The sequence below is a fragment of the Streptomyces sp. NPDC048696 genome, assembly GCF_043198895.1.
GTDB lineage: Bacteria > Actinomycetota > Actinomycetes > Streptomycetales > Streptomycetaceae > Streptomyces.
Window position 1 is genome coordinate 318,731 of the sequence record NZ_JBICVJ010000004.1, and the last position, 17,544, is coordinate 336,274.

At 73.1% G+C, this 17,544-nt stretch carries 18 protein-coding genes; 11 read left to right on the forward strand and 7 right to left on the reverse strand.

Annotated elements, in window-relative coordinates; translation table 11 throughout:
* Positions 1-54: 54 nt before the first annotated feature.
* Positions 55-687 carry a TIGR03085 family metal-binding protein gene (locus tag ACGFRG_RS10610; protein WP_361432737.1) on the reverse strand — a complete coding sequence of 211 codons (633 nt, stop codon included), beginning with the start codon at positions 685-687 and terminating at the stop codon, positions 55-57.
* A gap of 123 nt (positions 688-810) precedes the next feature.
* Here ACGFRG_RS10610 and hisI point away from each other — a divergent pair, with 123 nt between their 5' ends.
* Positions 811-1,167: a phosphoribosyl-AMP cyclohydrolase gene (hisI, locus tag ACGFRG_RS10615; RefSeq protein WP_361432739.1), complete on the forward strand. Its 357-nt coding sequence runs from the start codon at positions 811-813 to the stop codon at positions 1,165-1,167.
* 11 nt (positions 1,168-1,178) lie between these two features.
* A complete protein-coding gene (locus tag ACGFRG_RS10620; RefSeq protein WP_393263090.1) occupies positions 1,179-2,663 on the forward strand; it encodes an anthranilate synthase component I in 1,485 nt (494 codons plus the stop codon).
* 150 nt (positions 2,664-2,813) lie between these two features.
* Here the strand turns inward: ACGFRG_RS10620 and ACGFRG_RS10625 are convergent, their stop codons facing one another.
* Positions 2,814-4,028, reverse strand: coding sequence for a S53 family peptidase (locus ACGFRG_RS10625; protein ID WP_361432743.1), 1,215 nt, complete (start codon positions 4,026-4,028; stop codon positions 2,814-2,816).
* Between the two features lie 308 nt (positions 4,029-4,336).
* Between ACGFRG_RS10625 and ACGFRG_RS10630 the strand changes: the two genes are divergently transcribed.
* The 9 genes from ACGFRG_RS10630 to lgt all read left to right on the forward strand — a co-directional run bounded on the left by ACGFRG_RS10630 (position 4,337) and on the right by lgt (position 11,535).
* On the forward strand, positions 4,337-4,987 hold the full coding sequence (locus ACGFRG_RS10630; RefSeq protein WP_361432746.1) for a TIGR02234 family membrane protein: 651 nt from the start codon (positions 4,337-4,339) through the stop codon (positions 4,985-4,987).
* 132 nt (positions 4,988-5,119) lie between these two features.
* On the forward strand, positions 5,120-5,392 hold the full coding sequence (locus tag ACGFRG_RS10635) for an HGxxPAAW family protein (protein WP_361432748.1): 273 nt from the start codon (positions 5,120-5,122) through the stop codon (positions 5,390-5,392).
* 107 nt (positions 5,393-5,499) lie between these two features.
* Positions 5,500-5,934: a DUF2752 domain-containing protein gene (locus tag ACGFRG_RS10640; RefSeq protein ID WP_361432751.1), complete on the forward strand. Its 435-nt coding sequence runs from the start codon at positions 5,500-5,502 to the stop codon at positions 5,932-5,934.
* A 151-nt stretch (positions 5,935-6,085) separates the two neighbouring features.
* Positions 6,086-6,895, forward strand: coding sequence for an indole-3-glycerol phosphate synthase TrpC (gene trpC, locus ACGFRG_RS10645; protein ID WP_188274162.1), 810 nt, complete (start codon positions 6,086-6,088; stop codon positions 6,893-6,895).
* Positions 6,896-6,974: 79 nt separating this feature from the next.
* Complete coding sequence (gene trpM / locus ACGFRG_RS10650; protein WP_393263312.1) at positions 6,975-7,097, forward strand: tryptophan biosynthesis modulator TrpM; 123 nt, start codon at positions 6,975-6,977, stop codon at positions 7,095-7,097.
* Between the two features lie 155 nt (positions 7,098-7,252).
* Positions 7,253-8,506, forward strand: coding sequence for a tryptophan synthase subunit beta (trpB, locus tag ACGFRG_RS10655; RefSeq protein WP_361432753.1), 1,254 nt, complete (start codon positions 7,253-7,255; stop codon positions 8,504-8,506).
* Positions 8,503-9,318, forward strand: a complete 816-nt coding sequence (trpA, locus tag ACGFRG_RS10660) for a tryptophan synthase subunit alpha (protein ID WP_361432756.1) — start codon at positions 8,503-8,505, stop codon at positions 9,316-9,318. The genes trpB and trpA overlap by 4 nt, the downstream gene beginning before the upstream one ends.
* A gap of 131 nt (positions 9,319-9,449) precedes the next feature.
* Positions 9,450-10,484, forward strand: coding sequence for a DsbA family protein (locus ACGFRG_RS10665; protein WP_393263094.1), 1,035 nt, complete (start codon positions 9,450-9,452; stop codon positions 10,482-10,484).
* A gap of 82 nt (positions 10,485-10,566) precedes the next feature.
* Positions 10,567-11,535, forward strand: a complete 969-nt coding sequence (lgt, locus tag ACGFRG_RS10670; protein ID WP_361432761.1) for a prolipoprotein diacylglyceryl transferase — start codon at positions 10,567-10,569, stop codon at positions 11,533-11,535.
* Positions 11,536-11,840: 305 nt separating this feature from the next.
* Here the strand turns inward: lgt and ACGFRG_RS10675 are convergent, their stop codons facing one another.
* The 5 genes from ACGFRG_RS10675 to ACGFRG_RS10695 are packed head-to-tail and all read right to left on the reverse strand — an operon-like array spanning position 11,841 to position 17,494.
* Positions 11,841-12,653 carry a CoA ester lyase gene (locus ACGFRG_RS10675; RefSeq protein ID WP_361432763.1) on the reverse strand — a complete coding sequence of 271 codons (813 nt, stop codon included), beginning with the start codon at positions 12,651-12,653 and terminating at the stop codon, positions 11,841-11,843.
* Positions 12,650-13,837: a CaiB/BaiF CoA transferase family protein gene (locus ACGFRG_RS10680; RefSeq protein WP_393263096.1), complete on the reverse strand. Its 1,188-nt coding sequence runs from the start codon at positions 13,835-13,837 to the stop codon at positions 12,650-12,652. Before ACGFRG_RS10680 ends, ACGFRG_RS10675 begins: the two co-directional genes overlap by 4 nt.
* Positions 13,834-14,766, reverse strand: coding sequence for a ribokinase (gene rbsK, locus ACGFRG_RS10685; protein ID WP_361432767.1), 933 nt, complete (start codon positions 14,764-14,766; stop codon positions 13,834-13,836). The genes ACGFRG_RS10680 and rbsK overlap by 4 nt, the downstream gene beginning before the upstream one ends.
* Positions 14,763-16,334 carry an ADP-ribosylglycohydrolase family protein gene (locus ACGFRG_RS10690; RefSeq protein ID WP_393263098.1) on the reverse strand — a complete coding sequence of 524 codons (1,572 nt, stop codon included), beginning with the start codon at positions 16,332-16,334 and terminating at the stop codon, positions 14,763-14,765. Before ACGFRG_RS10690 ends, rbsK begins: the two co-directional genes overlap by 4 nt.
* Complete coding sequence (locus ACGFRG_RS10695) at positions 16,331-17,494, reverse strand: ADP-ribosylglycohydrolase family protein (RefSeq protein WP_393263100.1); 1,164 nt, start codon at positions 17,492-17,494, stop codon at positions 16,331-16,333. Before ACGFRG_RS10695 ends, ACGFRG_RS10690 begins: the two co-directional genes overlap by 4 nt.
* Positions 17,495-17,544: the final 50 nt, after the last annotated feature.

Below are 17,544 nucleotides of genomic sequence, written 5' to 3' on the forward strand. Positions count from 1 at the left end.
CAGGGGCGCGGGGAACTGCGCGCGCAACCACACACGGTCCGCAGACGAACGAGTTCAGACCCCCAGCTTCGCTTCCAGCGCCTTCGCCGCCGCGTCCTCGTCGCCCTCGATCTGGACCGCCGCCGCGGCTTGGCGGCCCGACGCGAACAGGGCCAGTTCCCCGGGCTCGCCGGTGACCGTCACCACCGGCGTCCCCCGGCGCGCGACCGCCGTCTGGCCGTCGGGACGGCGCAGTACCAGGCCGACCGGCGAGCGCCGCCCCATCAGCCGCGCCATCTTCTCCAGCCGCGACCACAGCACGTCCGAGAACACCGGATCCAGCTCACGCGGGGTCCAGTCGGGCTGCGCCCGGCGGACGTCCTCGGCGTGGACGTAGAACTCCACCGCGTTCGCCCCCTCGTCGACCTGCTTGAGGCTGTACGGCGAGAACTTCGGCGGCCCCGTACGGATCAGCTGGATCAGCTCCTCGTACGGCTTCGCGGCGAACTCCGCCTGCACCCGGTCGAGCCGCGCCTTGAGCGCGCCGACCAGGAGCCCGCCCGCCGCGTCCAGCCGGCGCTCGCGCACGACCAGATGGGCGGCGAGGTCCCGGGTGGTCCAGTCGTCGCACAGGGTCGGGGCCTGCGGGCCCGCCGCCTCCAACAGATCGGCGAGCAGAAGCCGTTCACGCTTGGCATGGGTCGACATGGGGGTCAGCGTACGACCGTGGGCCCGGTCCGCCCAGTGGACGCTCCCCCAAGCTCTCAACTTCGTTCGAGCAGGGAGGGACCCCCAGCCCGCCGACCGCCCGCGCCACGGCACAATGGACCCATGACCAGCAATCTCGACCCCGCCGTCGCCGCCCGCCTCAAGCGCAGCGCCGATGGTCTGGTCCCGGCCATCGCCCAGCAGTACGACACCGGCGAGGTGCTCATGCTCGGCTGGATGGACGACGAGGCCCTGCACCGCACGCTGACCACCGGCCGCTGCACGTACTGGTCGCGCAGCCGTGGGGAGTACTGGGTCAAGGGCGACACCTCGGGGCATTTCCAGCACGTCAAGTCCGTCGCGCTGGACTGCGACGCGGACACGCTGCTCGTCAAGGTCGACCAGGTCGGGGCCGCCTGCCACACCGGTAACCGGACGTGTTTCGACGCCGACGTGCTGTTGCCCGCCGCCGGTCAGTAGGGTCGGGCGGCATGGATCTCGAAACCTTCCGCAAGCTGGCCGTGGACCGCCGCGTCATCCCGGTCAGCCGCCGCCTCCTCGCGGACGGCGACACCCCGGTGGGGCTGTACCGCAAGCTCGCCGCCGAGCGCCCCGGCACGTTCCTGCTGGAGTCGGCCGAGAACGGCCGGTCCTGGTCGCGCTACTCGTTCGTCGGCGTCCGCTCGGCCGCCACCCTCACCGCCCGCGACGGCCGGGCCCACTGGCTCGGCACCCCGCCGGTCGGCGTCCCCACGTCGGGTGATCCGCTGGCCGCCCTGCGGGCCACGGTCGAGGCGCTGCACACCCCGCGCGACCTGGTGGCCGGGATGCCCCCGTTCACCGGCGGCATGGTCGGCTACCTCGGCTACGACATCGTGCGGCGGCTTGAGAAGATCGGCGAGCACGGCGGCGACGACCTCAAGCTGCCCGAGCTGACGATGCTGCTCACCTCCGACCTCGCCGTCCTCGACCACTGGGACGGCTCGGTGCTCCTGATCGCCAACGCGATCAACCACAACGACCTCGACACGGGCGTCGACGAGGCGTACGCGGACGCCGTCGCCCGTCTCGACGCGATGGAGGCGGACCTGGCCAAGCCGGTCGAGTACGCCCCCGTGGCGCTGCCGAAGTCGGAGCTGCCCGAGTACACCGCGCTGTGGGGCGGCCCGGCCTACCAGGACGCCGTCGAGGACATCAAGGAGCGCATCCGGGCCGGCGAGGCCTTCCAGGTGGTGCCCTCGCAGCGGTTCGAGACCCCGTGCCACGCGGGCGCGCTCGACGTCTACCGGGTGCTGCGGGCCACCAACCCGTCCCCGTACATATATCTCTTCCGCTTCGACGGCTTCGACGTCGTGGGCTCCAGCCCCGAGGCGCTGGTCAAGGTCGAGGACGGGCGGGCGATGGTGCACCCGATCGCCGGGACCCGGCACCGGGGCGCCACCCCGCAGGAGGACCACGACCTCGCCGAGGAACTGCTCGCCGACCCCAAGGAGCGGGCCGAGCACCTGATGCTGGTGGACCTGGGCCGCAACGACCTGGGCCGGGTCTGCGAGCCGGGCTCGGTCGAGGTCGTCGACTTCATGTCCATCGAGCGGTACTCGCACGTCATGCACATCGTGTCGACCGTGACGGGCCGGGTGGCCCCGGGCCGTACCGCCTTCGACGTCCTCACCGCGTGCTTCCCGGCCGGGACCCTGTCCGGGGCGCCCAAGCCGCGCGCGATGCAGATCATCGAGGAGCTGGAGCCCAGCCGCCGGGGGCTCTACGGCGGCTGCGTCGGCTACCTCGACTTCGCGGGCGACTCCGACACCGCGATCGCCATCCGCACCGCCCTGCTCCGCGACGGCACGGCATACGTCCAGGCCGGAGCCGGCGTGGTGGCCGACTCCGACCCGGTGGCGGAGGACAACGAGTGCCGCAACAAGGCGGCGGCGGTACTGCGAGCGGTACACACGGCGAACAGGATCAGCGGCTGACCCGCCCCCCCTTGATGGGCCCGTCAGGGCCCTCCAAGGGGCGCGGGGCTGTGTCATTGTGCGGCTCCGCCGCGATGGGGGTCCCCCCTGTTCGAGCGGAGTCGAGAACTTGGGGGAGCGACCAGCCCCCACCGGTCCGCACCCGAACGGTCAACCGGTAAACGCAGCGGTCCCGTTAGGCGTACCAAGCCCCGACGGCCCGTCGTACCCACTGCCACCCGAGCAGAGGTAAGCCGGCGAGCAGCTGCCGTTCGACCCGCTGGTCACGTCGTTGAGCGAGGACGTGTGCGCGTACGGGAACGACGACGGGGTCGAGCCCGACGAGGGCGCGCCCGCCAACGCGTACACCGCGGCGATCAGCGGAGACGACGCCGACGTACCGCCGAACACCTCCCACCCCGTGTCCGTCCCGTACGTGTCGTACACGGCGACACCGGTGGCCGGGTCGGCCACGGCCGACACGTCCGCGACCGTGCGCTTCGCGCAGCCGGTGTCCTTCTGCCAGCTCGGCTTCGCGTCGTAGCCCGAGCAGCCGGACCCCGCGCCGCTCCACACCGACTCGCTCCAGCCCCGGCTGTTGGAGGCCGAGCTGAGCGAGGTGCCGCCGACGGCGGTGACATAGCGGGAGGCGGCCGGGTACTCCACGCCGTAGCCGCCGTCACCGGAGCTGACGGTGATGGCGACGCCCGGGTGGTTGAAGTACGAGGAGTCGTACGACGTGTCGGAGGACGACTCGCCGCCGCCGTAGCTGTTCGAGACGTACTTCGCGCCCAGCGAGACCGCGGTGTTCACGGCCGCGCCCAGGTTGGTCATGCTCGCCGAACTCGCCTCGACCAGCAGGATCTTGCAGTTGGGGCAGGCCGCGCTGACCATGTCGAGGTCGAGGGATATCTCCTCGGCCCAGCCGGAGTTGGCCCGAGGCAGCTTGCTGGTGCCGCTCTGGCCGACCTTCTTGAAGCAGCCGTTGGCGGTGGTGCAGGCGGACAGGCCGAACTGGGAGCGGTAGGCGGCCAGGTCGGACTCGGCCTTGGGGTCGTCGTACGCGTCGACGATGGCGACGGTCTGCCCCGAACCGGCCGTGGCGGACGGCAGTTTGTACGCCGACTGGAGCGAGGCCGGGCCGTAGCCCGAGGGCGCGGCGGCGGCGGTCAGGGAGCGCTCGGCGTTCGCCGACCGAAGCGTGCCGCCGGTCACCTTGAGCGCCTTGCAGGCCATGACGTCCTTGTGCGTGGGGAGCGCACAGGAGCGGGCGGTCGTCACGCCGTGCGAGGAGCTCGGCGCCGCCTGGGCCAGGGGAGTCGCCAGGGCGAGCGCGGCCGCGGCCAGCGAGGCGGCCACGGCGGTGGGGGAGAGGTTTCTGCGCAACTTAGTTCCTCCGGGAGGTGGGTGAACCAGGGAGTACGTGCGAGTGCGCCGTTCCGGGCGTGACGCGTGGTGCGCGGCACGGACCGCCCGTGAACCTAGGGGTGACCGGCTCATGTCAACAAGATGAGGGCTGGACTATCTACCTCCGCTTTGCCTTGCGGGAGGATCGATGACGCGCCGATGGCGGATCGCTTGCCGGACCCGGGCCGGCCCTTGCCCGATCGAGGGGTTGACTCCGGCTGGCGGGCGGCGCGAAATCGCGCCATTACGCGGCCCCGGGTGACAAGATCCGTGCGCCGCAGGCGATAGTGGAGTACGTGAGTGCCGTTCCCGTACCCCAGCCGCGTGCCGAATCCGCGTCGCCCCACCGTGGCGGCGGCCGCCGCACCCTCGCCGCCGCCCTGCTCTTCGGCGCCGCCGGAGCCGCCGTCGTCCTGCTCGCCTCCGGGCAGACCTGGGCCAAGGGCCACGCGGCCGTCGGGGGCGGCACGGTGCCGCTGCACGCCACCGGGCAGAACGTGACCGGAGTCCCCGCCGCCCTGGCGATAGTCGGCCTCGCGGCCCTGGTCGCGGTCTTCGCGGTCCGCCGGGCCGGGCGCCTCCTGGTCTCCGCGATGCTGGCGCTGAGCGGCGCCGGAGCCTCGGTCGCCGCCTTCCTCGGCGCCGACAACAGTGCGGCACTCGACGAGAAGGCGGCCCGCACCAGCGGCGACGCCGCCGCGACCATCGGCGGCCTCACCCACACCGCCTGGCCGTACGTGACCTTCGCGGGCGGGCTCCTCATCCTGATCGCCGGGCTCCTTGCGCTGCGCTTCGGCGCGAACTGGCCCGCCATGGGCGGCCGCTACGAGCGCGACGGCAGCCCCCGGGCGCGCAAGCCCCGCCCGGTGAAGGACCCGGACCGGCCCGAGGAGCTGTGGAAGGCGCTGGACCGGGGCGAGGACCCGACCGGCGTGTGAGCTGCCCCACGGCGGCCACCCCCGGCCGAGGGCACGCGCGCGGGTGCGCGACAATGGTCGATGAGCGGTCGGCGTCCCCGGGACAGAGCGACCGGCCAGTCGACCCAGAGATTCACCAACGAGGAGCAACTCATGGCGGGCAGCAGCGGCGGCCACGGACACACCCCGGCCGCCTGGACCGGTGTCATCATCTCCTTCATCGGCTTCTGTGCGGCTTCGGTCTTCATCGTCGCCGGCAACCCGATCGGCTTCTGGGCCGGTACGGCCCTCACCGTGCTCGGCGCGGTGGTCGGCGGGATCATGAAGATGGCCGGAATGGGCACCCCCAAGGAGACCCCCGAGATGGCGCGCGCCCGCGAGGAGGCCGGCCTCAAGGCCCGCGCCCGCCTCGCCGAGGCCCGCTGAGAATCCGCAGTACGCAGGTGAGGCGCGGTCCCGACGGGGCCGCGCCTTTCCGCGTGAACGGGGACGTCGGGGCTGCGCCCTTCCCGGCGAACGGGGACAATCGCCGGGTGGACGCCACCGAGACCCCGAGACCCGCAGCGGCCCCCGCCCCGGCACGCCGGCTGCTCGTGCCGCTCGGCACCCTCGCCGCGGTCGGCGCGGCCTTCGCGTACGTGGGCACGGTCGACCCGAACGAGCCGGGCCACTACCCCGTCTGCCCGCTGTACCGGCTGACCGGGATCTACTGCCCCGGCTGCGGCGGTCTGCGCAGCGCCCACGACTTCATCACCGGGCACTTCGGCGCGGCGCTGGGGGCCAACGCGCTCGCCGTCGTCGGCTATCTGCTCTTCGCCGTCCTGTGGACGCTCTGGGCCACCCGTTCGGCGCGCGGGCTGCCGTTCCGTATCGACCTCAAGGACGCCCACTGGTGGGGCATCGGAGTGGTTCTGGTGATCTTCTCGGTTGTCCGGAATCTACCGTTCGGGTCTGTGCTCGCACCGTGACATTCCGTATATCTGCGCATGTCCCGGCTGTCCGCACAGTGGGACGGACGTCAACCGGATGTGAGGTCGGCGGCCAGGTGCGGATACCATCGTGGTGGCTGATCCCGGCCGATCGTCAACGTCACCACCGTTTCGGAAGGGGGCCGCTCGCGTGAGTGTGCTCGACGAGATCATCGAGGGCGTCCGCGCCGATCTGGCGGAGCGGCAGGCGCGGGTCGGCCTCGACGAGCTCAAGGAGCGCGCCGCCAAGGCGCCCCAGGCTCGGGACGGCGTCGCGGCTCTGCGCGGCGAGGGTGTCAAGGTCATCTGCGAGGTCAAGCGCTCCAGCCCCTCCAAGGGCGCGCTCGCGGCCATCGCCGACCCGGCGGGCCTGGCCGCCGACTACGAGGCGGGCGGCGCCGCCGTCATCTCCGTGCTCACCGAGCAGCGCCGCTTCGGCGGCTCGCTGGCCGACCTGGAGGCCGTTCGCGCCAAGGTCGACATCCCGGTGCTGCGCAAGGACTTCATCGTCACCGCCTACCAGCTGTGGGAGGCCCGCGCGTACGGGGCCGACCTGGCGCTCCTGATCGTGGCCGCCCTGGAGCAGCCCGCCCTGGTCTCCCTGATCGAGCGGGCCGAGTCCATCGGGCTCACCCCGCTGGTCGAGGTGCACGACGAGGAGGAGGTCGAGCGGGCCGTCGACGCGGGCGCGAAGATCATCGGCGTCAACGCGCGCAACCTCAAGACCCTCAAGGTCGACCGCACCACGTTCGAGCGCGTCGCCCCCGAGATCCCCTCGCACATCGTGAAGATCGCCGAGTCGGGCGTGCGCGGCCCGCACGACCTGATCGCGTACGCCAACGCGGGCGCCGACGCCGTCCTGGTCGGCGAGTCCCTGGTCACCGGCAAGGACCCCCGGGCGGCCGTCGCCGACCTGGTGGCCGCCGGCGCCCACCCGGCCCTGCGGCACGGGCGGAGCTGACCCCCCGATGCCGATTTCCGCCCGCCCGCCCGTCACCCGCCGCCGCCCCGAGTGGAGGCGCTGCGCGCCGCTGGGTCTGATGCCCGGCTGCCGCCCGCGCGGCTGCCGCGCCCCCGCACGCCGGGTGCACGGGCGACGCGTGCGGTACGTAATCGGCTCGGAGCCGGGCCAGGTCAACGGGATGCGATGGCGTCGCCGCTGAGCTGAGCGGCTTTCAGGGGCGCGGGGAACTGCGCGACCAGCCCACGACGGCGGTCGGACGCGGGATCAACGCGCACCCGAACGGCGCTCGGCGTACGCGACAAGACGCCACCACACAGGACCCGGGGCCGAGACGGCCCCCTGGGAGGTATCCCCATGCCCCACGAGCACGAGTTCTTCATCCCGGACCCGGAGGGTCAAGTCCCCACACAAGAGGGCTACTTCGGCATCTTCGGCGGCAAGTTCATCCCCGAGGCCCTGGTCGCCGCCGTGGACGAGGTCGCCGTCGAGTACGAGAAGGCCAAGGCCGACCCCGCCTTCGCGGCCGAGCTCAACGACCTCATGGTCAACTACACCGGCCGGCCGAGCGCGCTGACCGAGGTGCCCCGGTTCGCCGAGCATGCGGGCGGCGCCCGGGTCTTCCTCAAGCGCGAGGACCTGAACCACACCGGCTCGCACAAGATCAACAACGTGCTCGGCCAGGCGCTGCTCACCCGGCGCATGGGCAAGACGCGGGTCATCGCCGAGACGGGAGCGGGCCAGCACGGCGTGGCCACCGCCACCGCCTGCGCCCTGTTCGGCCTCGAATGCACCATCTACATGGGCGAGGTCGACACCGAGCGCCAGGCGCTGAACGTCGCCCGGATGCGGATGCTCGGCGCCGAGGTCGTCCCCGTGAAGTCCGGCAGCCGCACCCTGAAGGACGCCATCAACGAGGCGTTCCGCGACTGGGTCGCCAACGTGGACCGTACGCACTACCTCTTCGGCACGGTCGCGGGCCCGCACCCGTTCCCGGCCATGGTCCGCGACTTCCACCGGGTCATCGGCGTCGAGGCCCGCCGCCAGATCCTGGAGCGCGCCGGACGGCTCCCGGACGCGGCCGTGGCGTGCGTCGGCGGCGGCTCCAACGCCATCGGGCTCTTCCACGCCTTCATCCCCGACGCGGGCGTCCGCCTGATCGGCTGCGAGCCCGCCGGGCACGGCATCGAGACCGGCGAGCACGCGGCGACGCTGACGGCGGGCGAGCCGGGCATCCTGCACGGCTCGCGTTCGTACGTACTCCAGGACGAGGAGGGCCAGATCACCGAGCCCTACTCGATCTCGGCGGGTCTGGACTACCCGGGCATCGGGCCCGAGCACTCCTACCTCAAGGACATCGGCCGCGGCGAGTACCGCGCGGTGACCGACGACGCGGCGATGCAGGCGCTGCGGCTGCTGTCGCGCACCGAGGGCATCATCCCGGCGATCGAGTCCGCGCACGCCCTCGCGGGCGCCCTCGAAGTCGGCCGGGAGCTGGGCAAGGACGGGCTGCTCCTGGTCAACCTGTCCGGCCGGGGCGACAAGGACATGGACACGGCGGCCCGCTACTTCGGGCTGTACGACAACGGGGCCGAGGGGGACGCGAAGTGAGCGGGAACGTGCAACTGCTGAGCGACACCCTGGCCAAGGCGAAGGCCGAGGACCGGGCCGCGCTCATCGCGTATCTGCCGGCCGGGTTCCCGACCGTCGACGGCGGCATCGAGGCGATCAAGGCCGTCTTCGACGGCGGCGCCGACGTGGTCGAGGTCGGTCTGCCGCACAGCGACCCGGTGCTGGACGGGCCGGTCATCCAGACCGCCGACGACATCGCGCTCAAGGGCGGGGTGAAGATCGCCGACGTGCTGCGCACGGTCCGCGAGGCGTACGCGGCGACCGGCAAGCCGGTGCTGGTGATGACCTACTGGAACCCCATCGACCGGTACGGCGTGGAGCGCTTCACCGCCGAGCTGGCCGAGGCGGGCGGCGCCGGGTGCATCCTGCCCGACCTGCCGGTCCAGGAGTCCGCGCTGTGGCGCGAGCACGCCGACAAGCACGGCCTCGGCACGGTCTTCGTGGTCGCGCCGAGCAGCAAGGACGAACGGCTCGCGCAGATCACCGCCGCCGGTTCCGGCTTTGTGTACGCGGCGTCCCTGATGGGCGTCACGGGCACGCGCGCGTCGGTCGGCGCGCAGGCCGAGGACCTGGTGCGGCGGACCCGGGCGACCACTGAACTGCCGGTGTGCGTCGGGCTCGGCGTCTCCAACGCGGCCCAGGCGGCCGAGGTCGCAGCCTTCTCCGACGGTGTGATCGTCGGCTCGGCGTTCGTGCAGCGGCTCCTGGACGCCCCGGACCACGCGAGCGGGCTCGCGGCGGTGCGGGAGCTCGCGGGTGAACTCGCCCGGGGCGTACGCCGTACGCCGTAGGGGTGCGGGCCGTGCGCCGTGACGTTCCGTAACCTCCACGGGGTCGTTGCGGTGCGGAGCGCGTTAGCTCGTACGGGTGGATCTGGGACCGGGGAGGCACGTGGGTGCCTCCCCGGTTCGTTGCTGCGGGTGTGAGCGAGAAGAACCAAGAAGGCAAACGAACGGCCCGCGAACGACTGGCCGAGGAGCGCGAGCGGCAGCGGGCGCACGACCGGCGGCGACGCACGATGATCGTCGGCGCGGCGGTGGTGTGCGTGCTGGGGCTGGCCGCGGTGATCGGCGTGATCGCGGCGAACACCAAGGGCGGCGGCAGCGGCAAGAAGGCGGCGGGCCCCGTGATGGCGCCCTCCGGAGCCGACGGCAAGGACAGCCTGGCGATCCCGGTGGGCGCGTCCGACGCGCCGTCCACCCTGACCGTCTGGGAGGACTTCCGCTGCCCGGCCTGCGCCGCGTTCGAGACGAGCTTCAGGCCCACGATCCACGAGTTGGAGAACAGCGGCCAGATCCGTGTCCAGTACCACCTCGCCACCCTCATCGACCGCAACCTCGGCGGTAGCGGCTCGCTGCACGCGGCGAACGCGGCGGGCTGCGCGCAGGACGCCGGGAAGTTCCCGGAGTACCACGACGTGCTCTACACGAACCAGCCGCAGGAGACGGACGACGCGTACGCGAAGGACGCCAAGCTGATCGAGCTGGCCGGGAAGGTCCCGGGCCTGGACACGGCGGGCTTTCGCGCGTGCGTGCAGGACGGCAGGCACAACAGCTGGGTGGCCAAGTCGAACGACGCGTTCCAGAACGGCGGGTTCAACGGAACGCCGACGGTCCAGCTGAACGGGGAGTCGGTCTTCCCGCAGAAGGGCAGCGAGCAGATCAGCCCCGCGAACCTGAAGAAGTGGGTGGCGGAGGCGAACAAGGGCAAGCAGCCGGGGAAGCCGACGCCGGGTGCGGCGACGGGTTCGGCGACCGGTTCGGCTTCTCCGGCCCCGGGTGCGGATTCCGGCGACGGACGGGGCGGGCCCGCGCACCCGGGCGCGGGCGTGGGCGCGAAGTCAGGTATGGCGACGACGGGTTCGCACAGCGCCACGAAGGCGAAGAAGCACCCCTCGGGGGCGCCTTCGGGGGCGGCCTCGACGACGGGGGCGGTGCCCGTCCCGGCGGCCTCGTAGCCGCTCTCCGGCAGCTCGTTACTCATAAGTTGCCGGGTGGGTGGTCCGCGTGCCCGCCCGGCAAGGTAGCGTCGACCCTGCCATGAACCTCGCTTTCATTCCCAGCCCGTCGACCGGCGTGATCCACCTCGGACCGATCCCGCTGCGCGGCTACGCGTTCTGCATCATCATCGGTGTCTTCGTCGCCGTCTGGTACGGCAACAAGCGCTGGATCGCCCGGGGCGGCAAAGCCGGCACCGTGGCCGACATCGCTGTCTGGGCGGTGCCCTTCGGCCTCGTCGGCGGCCGCCTCTACCACGTCATCACCGACTACCAGCTGTACTTCAGCGACGGTGAGGACTGGGTCGACGCCTTCAAGATCTGGCAGGGCGGACTCGGCATCTGGGGCGCGATCGCCTTCGGCGCCGTGGGCGCGTGGATCGGCTGCCGCCGCCGGGGCATCCCGCTGCCGGCCTGGGCCGACGCGCTGGCCCCCGGTATCGCCTTCGCCCAGGCCATCGGCCGCTGGGGCAACTGGTTCAACCAGGAGCTGTACGGCAAGCCCACGGATGTGCCCTGGGCGCTGAAGATCACCGAGGGCACGAACCGGGTGGCGGGCACGTACCACCCGACCTTCCTGTACGAGTCCCTGTGGTGCCTCGGCGTCGGCTTCCTCGTCATCTGGGCCGACCGCCGCTTCAAGCTGGGCCATGGGCGGGCGTTCGCGCTGTACGTCGCGGCGTACTGCGTGGGCCGGGGCTGGATCGAGTACATGCGCGTCGACGAGGCCCACCATGTGCTGGGCCTGCGCCTCAACGACTGGACGGCGATCACGGTCTTCGTCCTCGCGGTGACGTACATCGTGATCTCGGCGCGGGTGCGGCCGGGGCGCGAGGAGATCGTGGAGCCGGGTGCGTCGGACTCCGCGGAGTCGGTTGATTCCGCCGAGCCCGCCGACGCGGAGGCGAAGCCGACGCCGGATCCGGAGTCGGGGGCTGCGCCTGCCGACACCCCCGCCGCCGAGGCGGATGCTCCGACGCCGTCGGAGAACGGGACGCCGAGCAAGAGCTGAGGCGGTCGGGGTCTGGGGGTTCCATTCCCCCACCCCACCCCTCCCCGGCTGTGACATTTTGCGGCTCCGCCGCGTGGCTCCGGCGGGTGTCGTTTCGTCTGGCCGCCGGTGGGGGCTGGTCGCGCAGTTCCCCGCGCCCCTGAAAAGCGGGCTGTCGGTCATGTGCGGGCCGTCTTGGGCTGGTCGCAACCCAGCACGGTCGGCAGACGAGCGCTCAGAGTGGGGTGCAGGGGCGCGGCCCCGCCAGGGGGTCCGGGGGCGTAGCCCCCGGGAGACCACCTCCGCCCCCACCCACCCCCGGAGGGTCAGCCCGGGCGGTGGGAGAGGGCGACGGTGCGGCGGGCTGCTTCCAGTACCGCCGCGTCCACGAAGCGGCCATCCGGTAGCGCCAGCGCCCCCGTGTCCGTGGGGGACGCCGTCAGGACCTCCTGGGCGGCCGCCACCTCCGACGGCGGCGGCAGATAGGCGCGTTCGATCACCGGCAGCTGCGCCGGATGAATCGCCGCGCGGCCCAGAAAGCCCAGCGCCCGGCCGCGCGCGCACGACGCCGCCAGGCCCGCCAGATCGCCGATGTGGCGGAAGACCGACTGCGCCGGGGGCGCAAGACCCGCCGCCCGCGCCGCCACCACCACCCGGCTGCGCGACCAGTCGAGCCCGGCCTCACCCCGTACACCCAGATCCGCGCACAGATCCGCCTCGCCCAGCGCGATCCCCCGTACCGAGGGGTGGGACACGGCGATCGCGTACGCGTGCTCCACGCCCAAGGCGTTCTCCAGCAGGGGGTACAGCGGCACCCCCGGCGCCAGATCGGCCATGCGCCGTACCTGGTGCGGGTGGGTGATCTTGGGGAGGCGGAAGCCGGAGACGCCGGGCAGGTCCGCCAGGACCAGGACGTCCTCCTCGGCCGCCACCCGGACGTGCACGGGGACCGAAGGACGCTCCGCGAGCAGCTCCGCCGTCGCCGACCGCGCGTACTCCTTGCGCCCCGCCCCCACCGCGTCCTCCAGATCGACGATCACCACATCCGCCCCCGCCGACAGCGCCTTCTCGACCACCTGCGGCCGGTCGCCGGGGACGTAGAGCCAGGTGAGCGGGATCCTCGGCGAAGACGGCGTCACAGCGCGCCCGCCTTGCGCAGGGCCGTGATCTGAGGCCCGGACAGGCCCAGTTCGGTCAGCACCGCCTCCGTGTCCGCGCCGTGCGGGCGGCCCGCCCAGCGGATCGCGCCGGGCGTCTCGGAGAGGCGGAACAGTACGTTCTGCATCCGCAGCGGCCCCAGCTCCGGATCGTCGACGGTGGTGAGCGTGTCCAGCGCCCGGTACTGGGGATCCGCCATCACCTCGCGGATGTCGTAGACCGGCGCGATCGCCGCCTCCGCCTTCTCGAACGCCGCCATCGCCTCCTCTCGGGTGCGGCGCGCGATCCAGCCGCCGACCGCCTCGTCCAGGATGTCCGCGTGCTCGGCCCGCCCCGCGCCCGTCGTGAACCAGGGCTCCAGGATCAGCTCCGGGCGCCCCACCAGGCGTATCACCCGCTCGGCGACCGACTGCGCGGAAGTCGACACGGCGACCCAACTCCCGTCCGCCGTACGGTAGGTGTTGCGCGGGGCGTTGTTGCGGGAGCGGTTGCCGGTGCGCGGCTGGACGTAACCGAGCTGGTCGTACCAGAGGGGCTGCGGGCCGAGCACCGTCAGGATCGGCTCGATGATCGCCATGTCGATGACCTGCCCGCGCCCGGTGGCGGCGCGCGCGGTCAGCGCGGTCAGTACGGCGTACGCGGTGGCCAGCGCGGCGATCGAGTCGGCGAGGCCGAACGGGGGCAGCGTCGGCGGCCCGTCCGGCTCGCCGGTGACGGCGGCGAAGCCGCTCATCGCCTCGGCGAGGGTGCCGAATCCGGGCCGGTGGGCGTACGGGCCCAACTGGCCGAAGCCGGTGACCCGGGTGAGAATCAACTCGGGGTTCACGGCGGCGAGTTCCGGCCAGCCGAGGCCCCAGCGCTCCAGTGTGCCCGGGCGGAAGTTCTCGATGATGACGTCGGTGGAGGCGGCGAGCCGGAGCAGGGTGTCGCGGCCGCCGGGCGCCGAGAGGTCCAGGGTGATGGCCCGTTTGTTGCGGCCGAGCAGCTTCCACCACAGGCCCACGCCGTCCTTGGCCGGGCCGTGGCCGCGCGAGGGGTCGGGGCGGCGGGGGTGCTCGACCTTGATGACCTCGGCGCCGAAGTCGCCGAGCATCGTCGCCGCGAGCGGTCCGGCGAAGAGCGTGGCCAGATCCAGCACCCGCAGATCGTGCAGCGGGGTGGTCATTGCCCGCTCCCACCGGCCTCGGCCACATCGGACCCGTCCCCGCCCGCCGCCTTGTCGATCTCCGCGCGGTACGGCATCGACGTGACGGCGCCGACGCGCTGGACCGAGAGCGCGGCGGCGGCCGAGGCCCAGGCCAGCGCGTCCGGCATCGCGCGGCCCTCGCCGAGCGCGACCGCGAGCGCGCCGACGAAGGTGTCGCCCGCGCCCGTCGTGTCCACCGGGGTGACCTCGGGGGCCGCCACGGCGACGGGGTCCTGTCCCCGGGCCGCGTACAGGCTGCCCCGCGCGCCCAGCGTGACCACGGCCTCGGGCACCAGGTCGAGCAGCGCGCGGACGGCCGCCTTGGGGTCCTCGGCGTGGGTGAGGGAGGTGGCCTCGTGCTCGTTGGCCACCAACAGATCGGTGGCGGCGAGGAGTTCGGTCGGCAGCGGCTGGACGGGGGACGGGGTGAGGACCGTGCGCACGCCGTGGCGGCGGGCCGCCTTCGCACCCTCCACGACGGTGTCCATCGGCAGCTCCAGCTGGAGCAGCAGCAGTTCGGCCGAGGCGATCTCGGCCTCGTCGCCGGGGCCGAGGTGGCTGACGGAGCCGTTGGCGCCGGGGATGACGACGATCGCGTTGGCGCCTGCCGCGTCCACCACGATGTGGGCCGTGCCGGACGGGCCCTCGGTGGTGCGCAGCAGATCGGTGTCGACGCCGGCGCCGTCGAGCGCGGCGCGCAGCCGGGGGCCGAAGTCGTCCGTGCCGACCGCGCCGATCATCGCGACGTCGCCGCCCGCGCGGGCCGCGGCGACGGCCTGGTTGGCGCCCTTGCCGCCGGGGATCGTACGGAAGTCGTGACCGGTGACGGTCTCGCCGCGGCGCGGGGCGGCCGACACATAGGCGACCAGGTCCATGTTGGTGCTGCCGAGCACCGCGATTCGGGTCATGCTCTGCGTACCTCCCGTTGGGTGAGTTCTGCGAGGGTGTCGAAGCCGACGCCGTCGAAACCGGCGACGGTGGTGGCGAGGCGGTTCCCCAGCGGCGCGGTCCAGCGTGCGGGCAGCGCGTCGGGGTGTCCGGCGAGGAGTCCGGCGATCGATCCGGCGGTGGCCCCGTTGGAGTCGGTGTCCCAGCCGCCGGAGACCGCGCGGCAGATGGAGCCGCTGAAGTCGCCGTCGGCGTGGGTGAGGGCGGCGGCGAGCAGGGCGGCGTTGGGGACGGCGTGCACCCAGTGGTACGCGCCGAGGGCGGCGTGGAGCCGGTCGACGACGAGGTCGAAGTCGCCTTCTTCGGTGGCGAGTCGGATGCCGAGGCGGACGGCGGCGGCGAGCCGTGAGCGGGGCGGCACCACCGAGAGCCCGGTCCGCAGGCAGGCGTGGACGTCCGGGGTGCGCGCCGCCTCGGCGATGGCGGCGGCCACGAACATCGCGCCGTACACGCCGTTGGCGGTGTGGGTGAGGACGGCGTCGCGGTGGGCCTGCTCGGCGGCGGCCGCCGGGTCGCCGGGGTTGGTCCAGCCGTGGATGTCGGCGCGGATGGCGGCGCCGATCCACTCGCGGAACGGGTTGCGGTGGGTCGCGGTGTGCGGCGGTTCGATCCCGTCGAGCAGATTGCGGTACGCGACCCGCTCCGCGGTGAACGTACGCCCCGCCGGGAGCTCGTCCAGCCAGAGCCGGGCGAGGTCGTCGGTGGTGAAGGCGGGGCCGTGGCGCTGGAGGAGGAGCAGGCCGAGGAGCGGGTGGTCGAGGTCGTCGTCCTCGGGCATGCCGTCGATGTTCTCGGCGAGCGAGGTGGGCGCGGAGCGGCGGTTCCAGGGGTACGCGGCGGCGAGCTCGGCGGGCACTCCGCGGGCGGTGAACCAGGTGGTCAGGGGCCAGTTGCCGGTGGCCCGCGCGAGCTGTCGGATCCCGTCGAGAGGCAGCTTCTCGACGGGCTTGCCGAGCAGACAGCCAACGGCCCGGCCGAGCCAGGCGGCGTGGAGGGCGTTGATTTCCCCCACCCCGCCCCTTCCCGCTGTGACATGTGCGGCTCCGCCGCGTGGCCTCCGGGGGTGGGGGTGGGTGACGGAAGGGGGTGTTTCCGGGGGCTCCGCCCCCAGGCCCCCGAGCGGGGCTGCGCCCCTGCACCCCCTCGGGGGCCCCGCCCCCGGACCCCCGGCTGGGCCTTCGCCCTCTGCACCCCGCTTTCGGGGCGCCGCCCCCGGACCCCCGGCGAGGACTTCGCCCGCCCCCGTACCCCCTGCCGCCCTTCTGATCGCCGCCAGATCCGTCGGCTCCTCGGCCGTCAACGGGCAGGGCAGCTCCGCCAGTTCGTCCAACAGGCGGATCGCCAGGGCTCGTAGTGCCGGGGGTGCCGGGGGTGTGGAGGCGCCGCCGGGGACGGGGAGTGTGGTGCCGCCTGCCGTCGTCCAGCGGGTGGCGATGCGGGTCACGTCGCGGCCGTCCTCGCTCGCCTGGCGGAGTTCGTGGGCGATCAGGTCCTCCGGCTGGACCCAGGTCACGCGCAGCGGGGTCATCGGGTCAGGGCTTCGAACGCGGTGTGGTGGGCGGACTGGCGGGCGCGGTCCCTCGCGTGGATCTCGCGGGTCACCGCCGCCAGTGCCCGCGCGGGGGCGTGCAGGTCGAGACGGCTGGCCTCGGCTACCGGTTTGGACCAGGCGGCGGGGACGGCGTCCTCGCCCCGCAGCGCGCCCGCCAGCGCGCCCGCCATGGTGGCGATCGAGTCGCAGTCGCGCCCGTAGTTCACCGAGGCGAGGACGGCCGTACGGAAGTCGCCCCGGGCCACCAGCAGCATGCCGAGCGCGATCGGCAGCTCCTCGATCGCGTGCAGGCGGGAGGGGCGCCGGGCGGCGAGGGAGGGGGCGCGGTAGTCGGGGCCGACCGTGTCGAAGGGGGCGATCGCCGCCCGCAGGGGCGCGAGCGCCGACTCGAAGTCCGGCTGGCGCGCGGCCACTTCGGCCACCGCCTCGATCGCCGCGCGCGTACCGTCCTTCGCGAGGGACAGACACACCTCGACGACGGATTGAGCGGTGGCGCCCGGCACGCACGCGGCCGCCACCGCCGCCGCGAAGACGCCCGCCGCCTCGCGCCCGTACGAGGACTGGTGCGGGGCGGCCACCTCAAGGGCCTCCGTGTACGCCCCCGCCGGGTTCGCCGCGTTGACCAGGCCGACCGGCGCCATGTACATCGCCGCGCCGCAGTTGACGATGTTGCCGGTGCCCGCCTCGCGCGGGTCGACGTGCCCGTAGTGCAGCCGCGCCACCAGCCACTTCTCGGCGAGGAAGATCCGGTGCAGCGGGATCGTCTCGGCCTCCAGCTCCGGGATCCAGACCGGGCGGGAGACGAGGTCGGGCACGAGGTGGTCCGCGATCGCGTACGCGTCCAGGTGGTCGCGGACCTTCTCGTACACCCGGATCAGCGCATGTGTCATCAAGGTGTCGTCGGTGATGTGGCCGTCGCCCTTGTGGTACGGGGCGACGGGGCGCGCCGTGCGCCAGTCGGCGCCGTGCCAGGGGCCGACGATCCCGTGGACACGGCCGCCGTGCCGCTCCACGATCTGCTCGGGGGAGTAGCCCTCGACCGGGCCGCCGAGCGCGTCGCCGACGGCCGCGCCGACCAGCGCGCCGGTGATGCGGTCCTCAAGAGTGGGCGTCGTGTACGACGTCGTGAGCGTCATGCCGGAATTGTCCACCCCGGGCGATCAGTTCGGGGTGGTTCGCCGCACTG

What these genes read in the sequence shown, in the direction of transcription:
- trpM (WP_393263312.1), top strand. Translation starts at nt 6,975, where the DNA reads ATGCCCGGCTGCCGCCCGCGCGGCTGCCGCGCCCCCGCACGCCGGGTG.
- ACGFRG_RS10690 (WP_393263098.1), bottom strand. Translation starts at nt 16,334, where the DNA reads ATGACCCCGCTGCGCGTGACCTGGGTCCAGCCGGAGGACCTGATCGCC.
- ACGFRG_RS10620 (WP_393263090.1), top strand. Translation starts at nt 1,179, where the DNA reads ATGGATCTCGAAACCTTCCGCAAGCTGGCCGTGGACCGCCGCGTCATC.
- trpB (WP_361432753.1), top strand. Translation starts at nt 7,253, where the DNA reads ATGCCCCACGAGCACGAGTTCTTCATCCCGGACCCGGAGGGTCAAGTC.
- rbsK (WP_361432767.1), bottom strand. Translation starts at nt 14,766, where the DNA reads ATGACCCGAATCGCGGTGCTCGGCAGCACCAACATGGACCTGGTCGCC.
- ACGFRG_RS10695 (WP_393263100.1), bottom strand. Translation starts at nt 17,494, where the DNA reads ATGACGCTCACGACGTCGTACACGACGCCCACTCTTGAGGACCGCATC.
- ACGFRG_RS10680 (WP_393263096.1), bottom strand. Translation starts at nt 13,837, where the DNA reads ATGACCACCCCGCTGCACGATCTGCGGGTGCTGGATCTGGCCACGCTC.
- hisI (WP_361432739.1), top strand. Translation starts at nt 811, where the DNA reads ATGACCAGCAATCTCGACCCCGCCGTCGCCGCCCGCCTCAAGCGCAGC.
- ACGFRG_RS10635 (WP_361432748.1), top strand. Translation starts at nt 5,120, where the DNA reads ATGGCGGGCAGCAGCGGCGGCCACGGACACACCCCGGCCGCCTGGACC.
- ACGFRG_RS10610 (WP_361432737.1), bottom strand. Translation starts at nt 687, where the DNA reads ATGTCGACCCATGCCAAGCGTGAACGGCTTCTGCTCGCCGATCTGTTG.
- lgt (WP_361432761.1), top strand. Translation starts at nt 10,567, where the DNA reads ATGAACCTCGCTTTCATTCCCAGCCCGTCGACCGGCGTGATCCACCTC.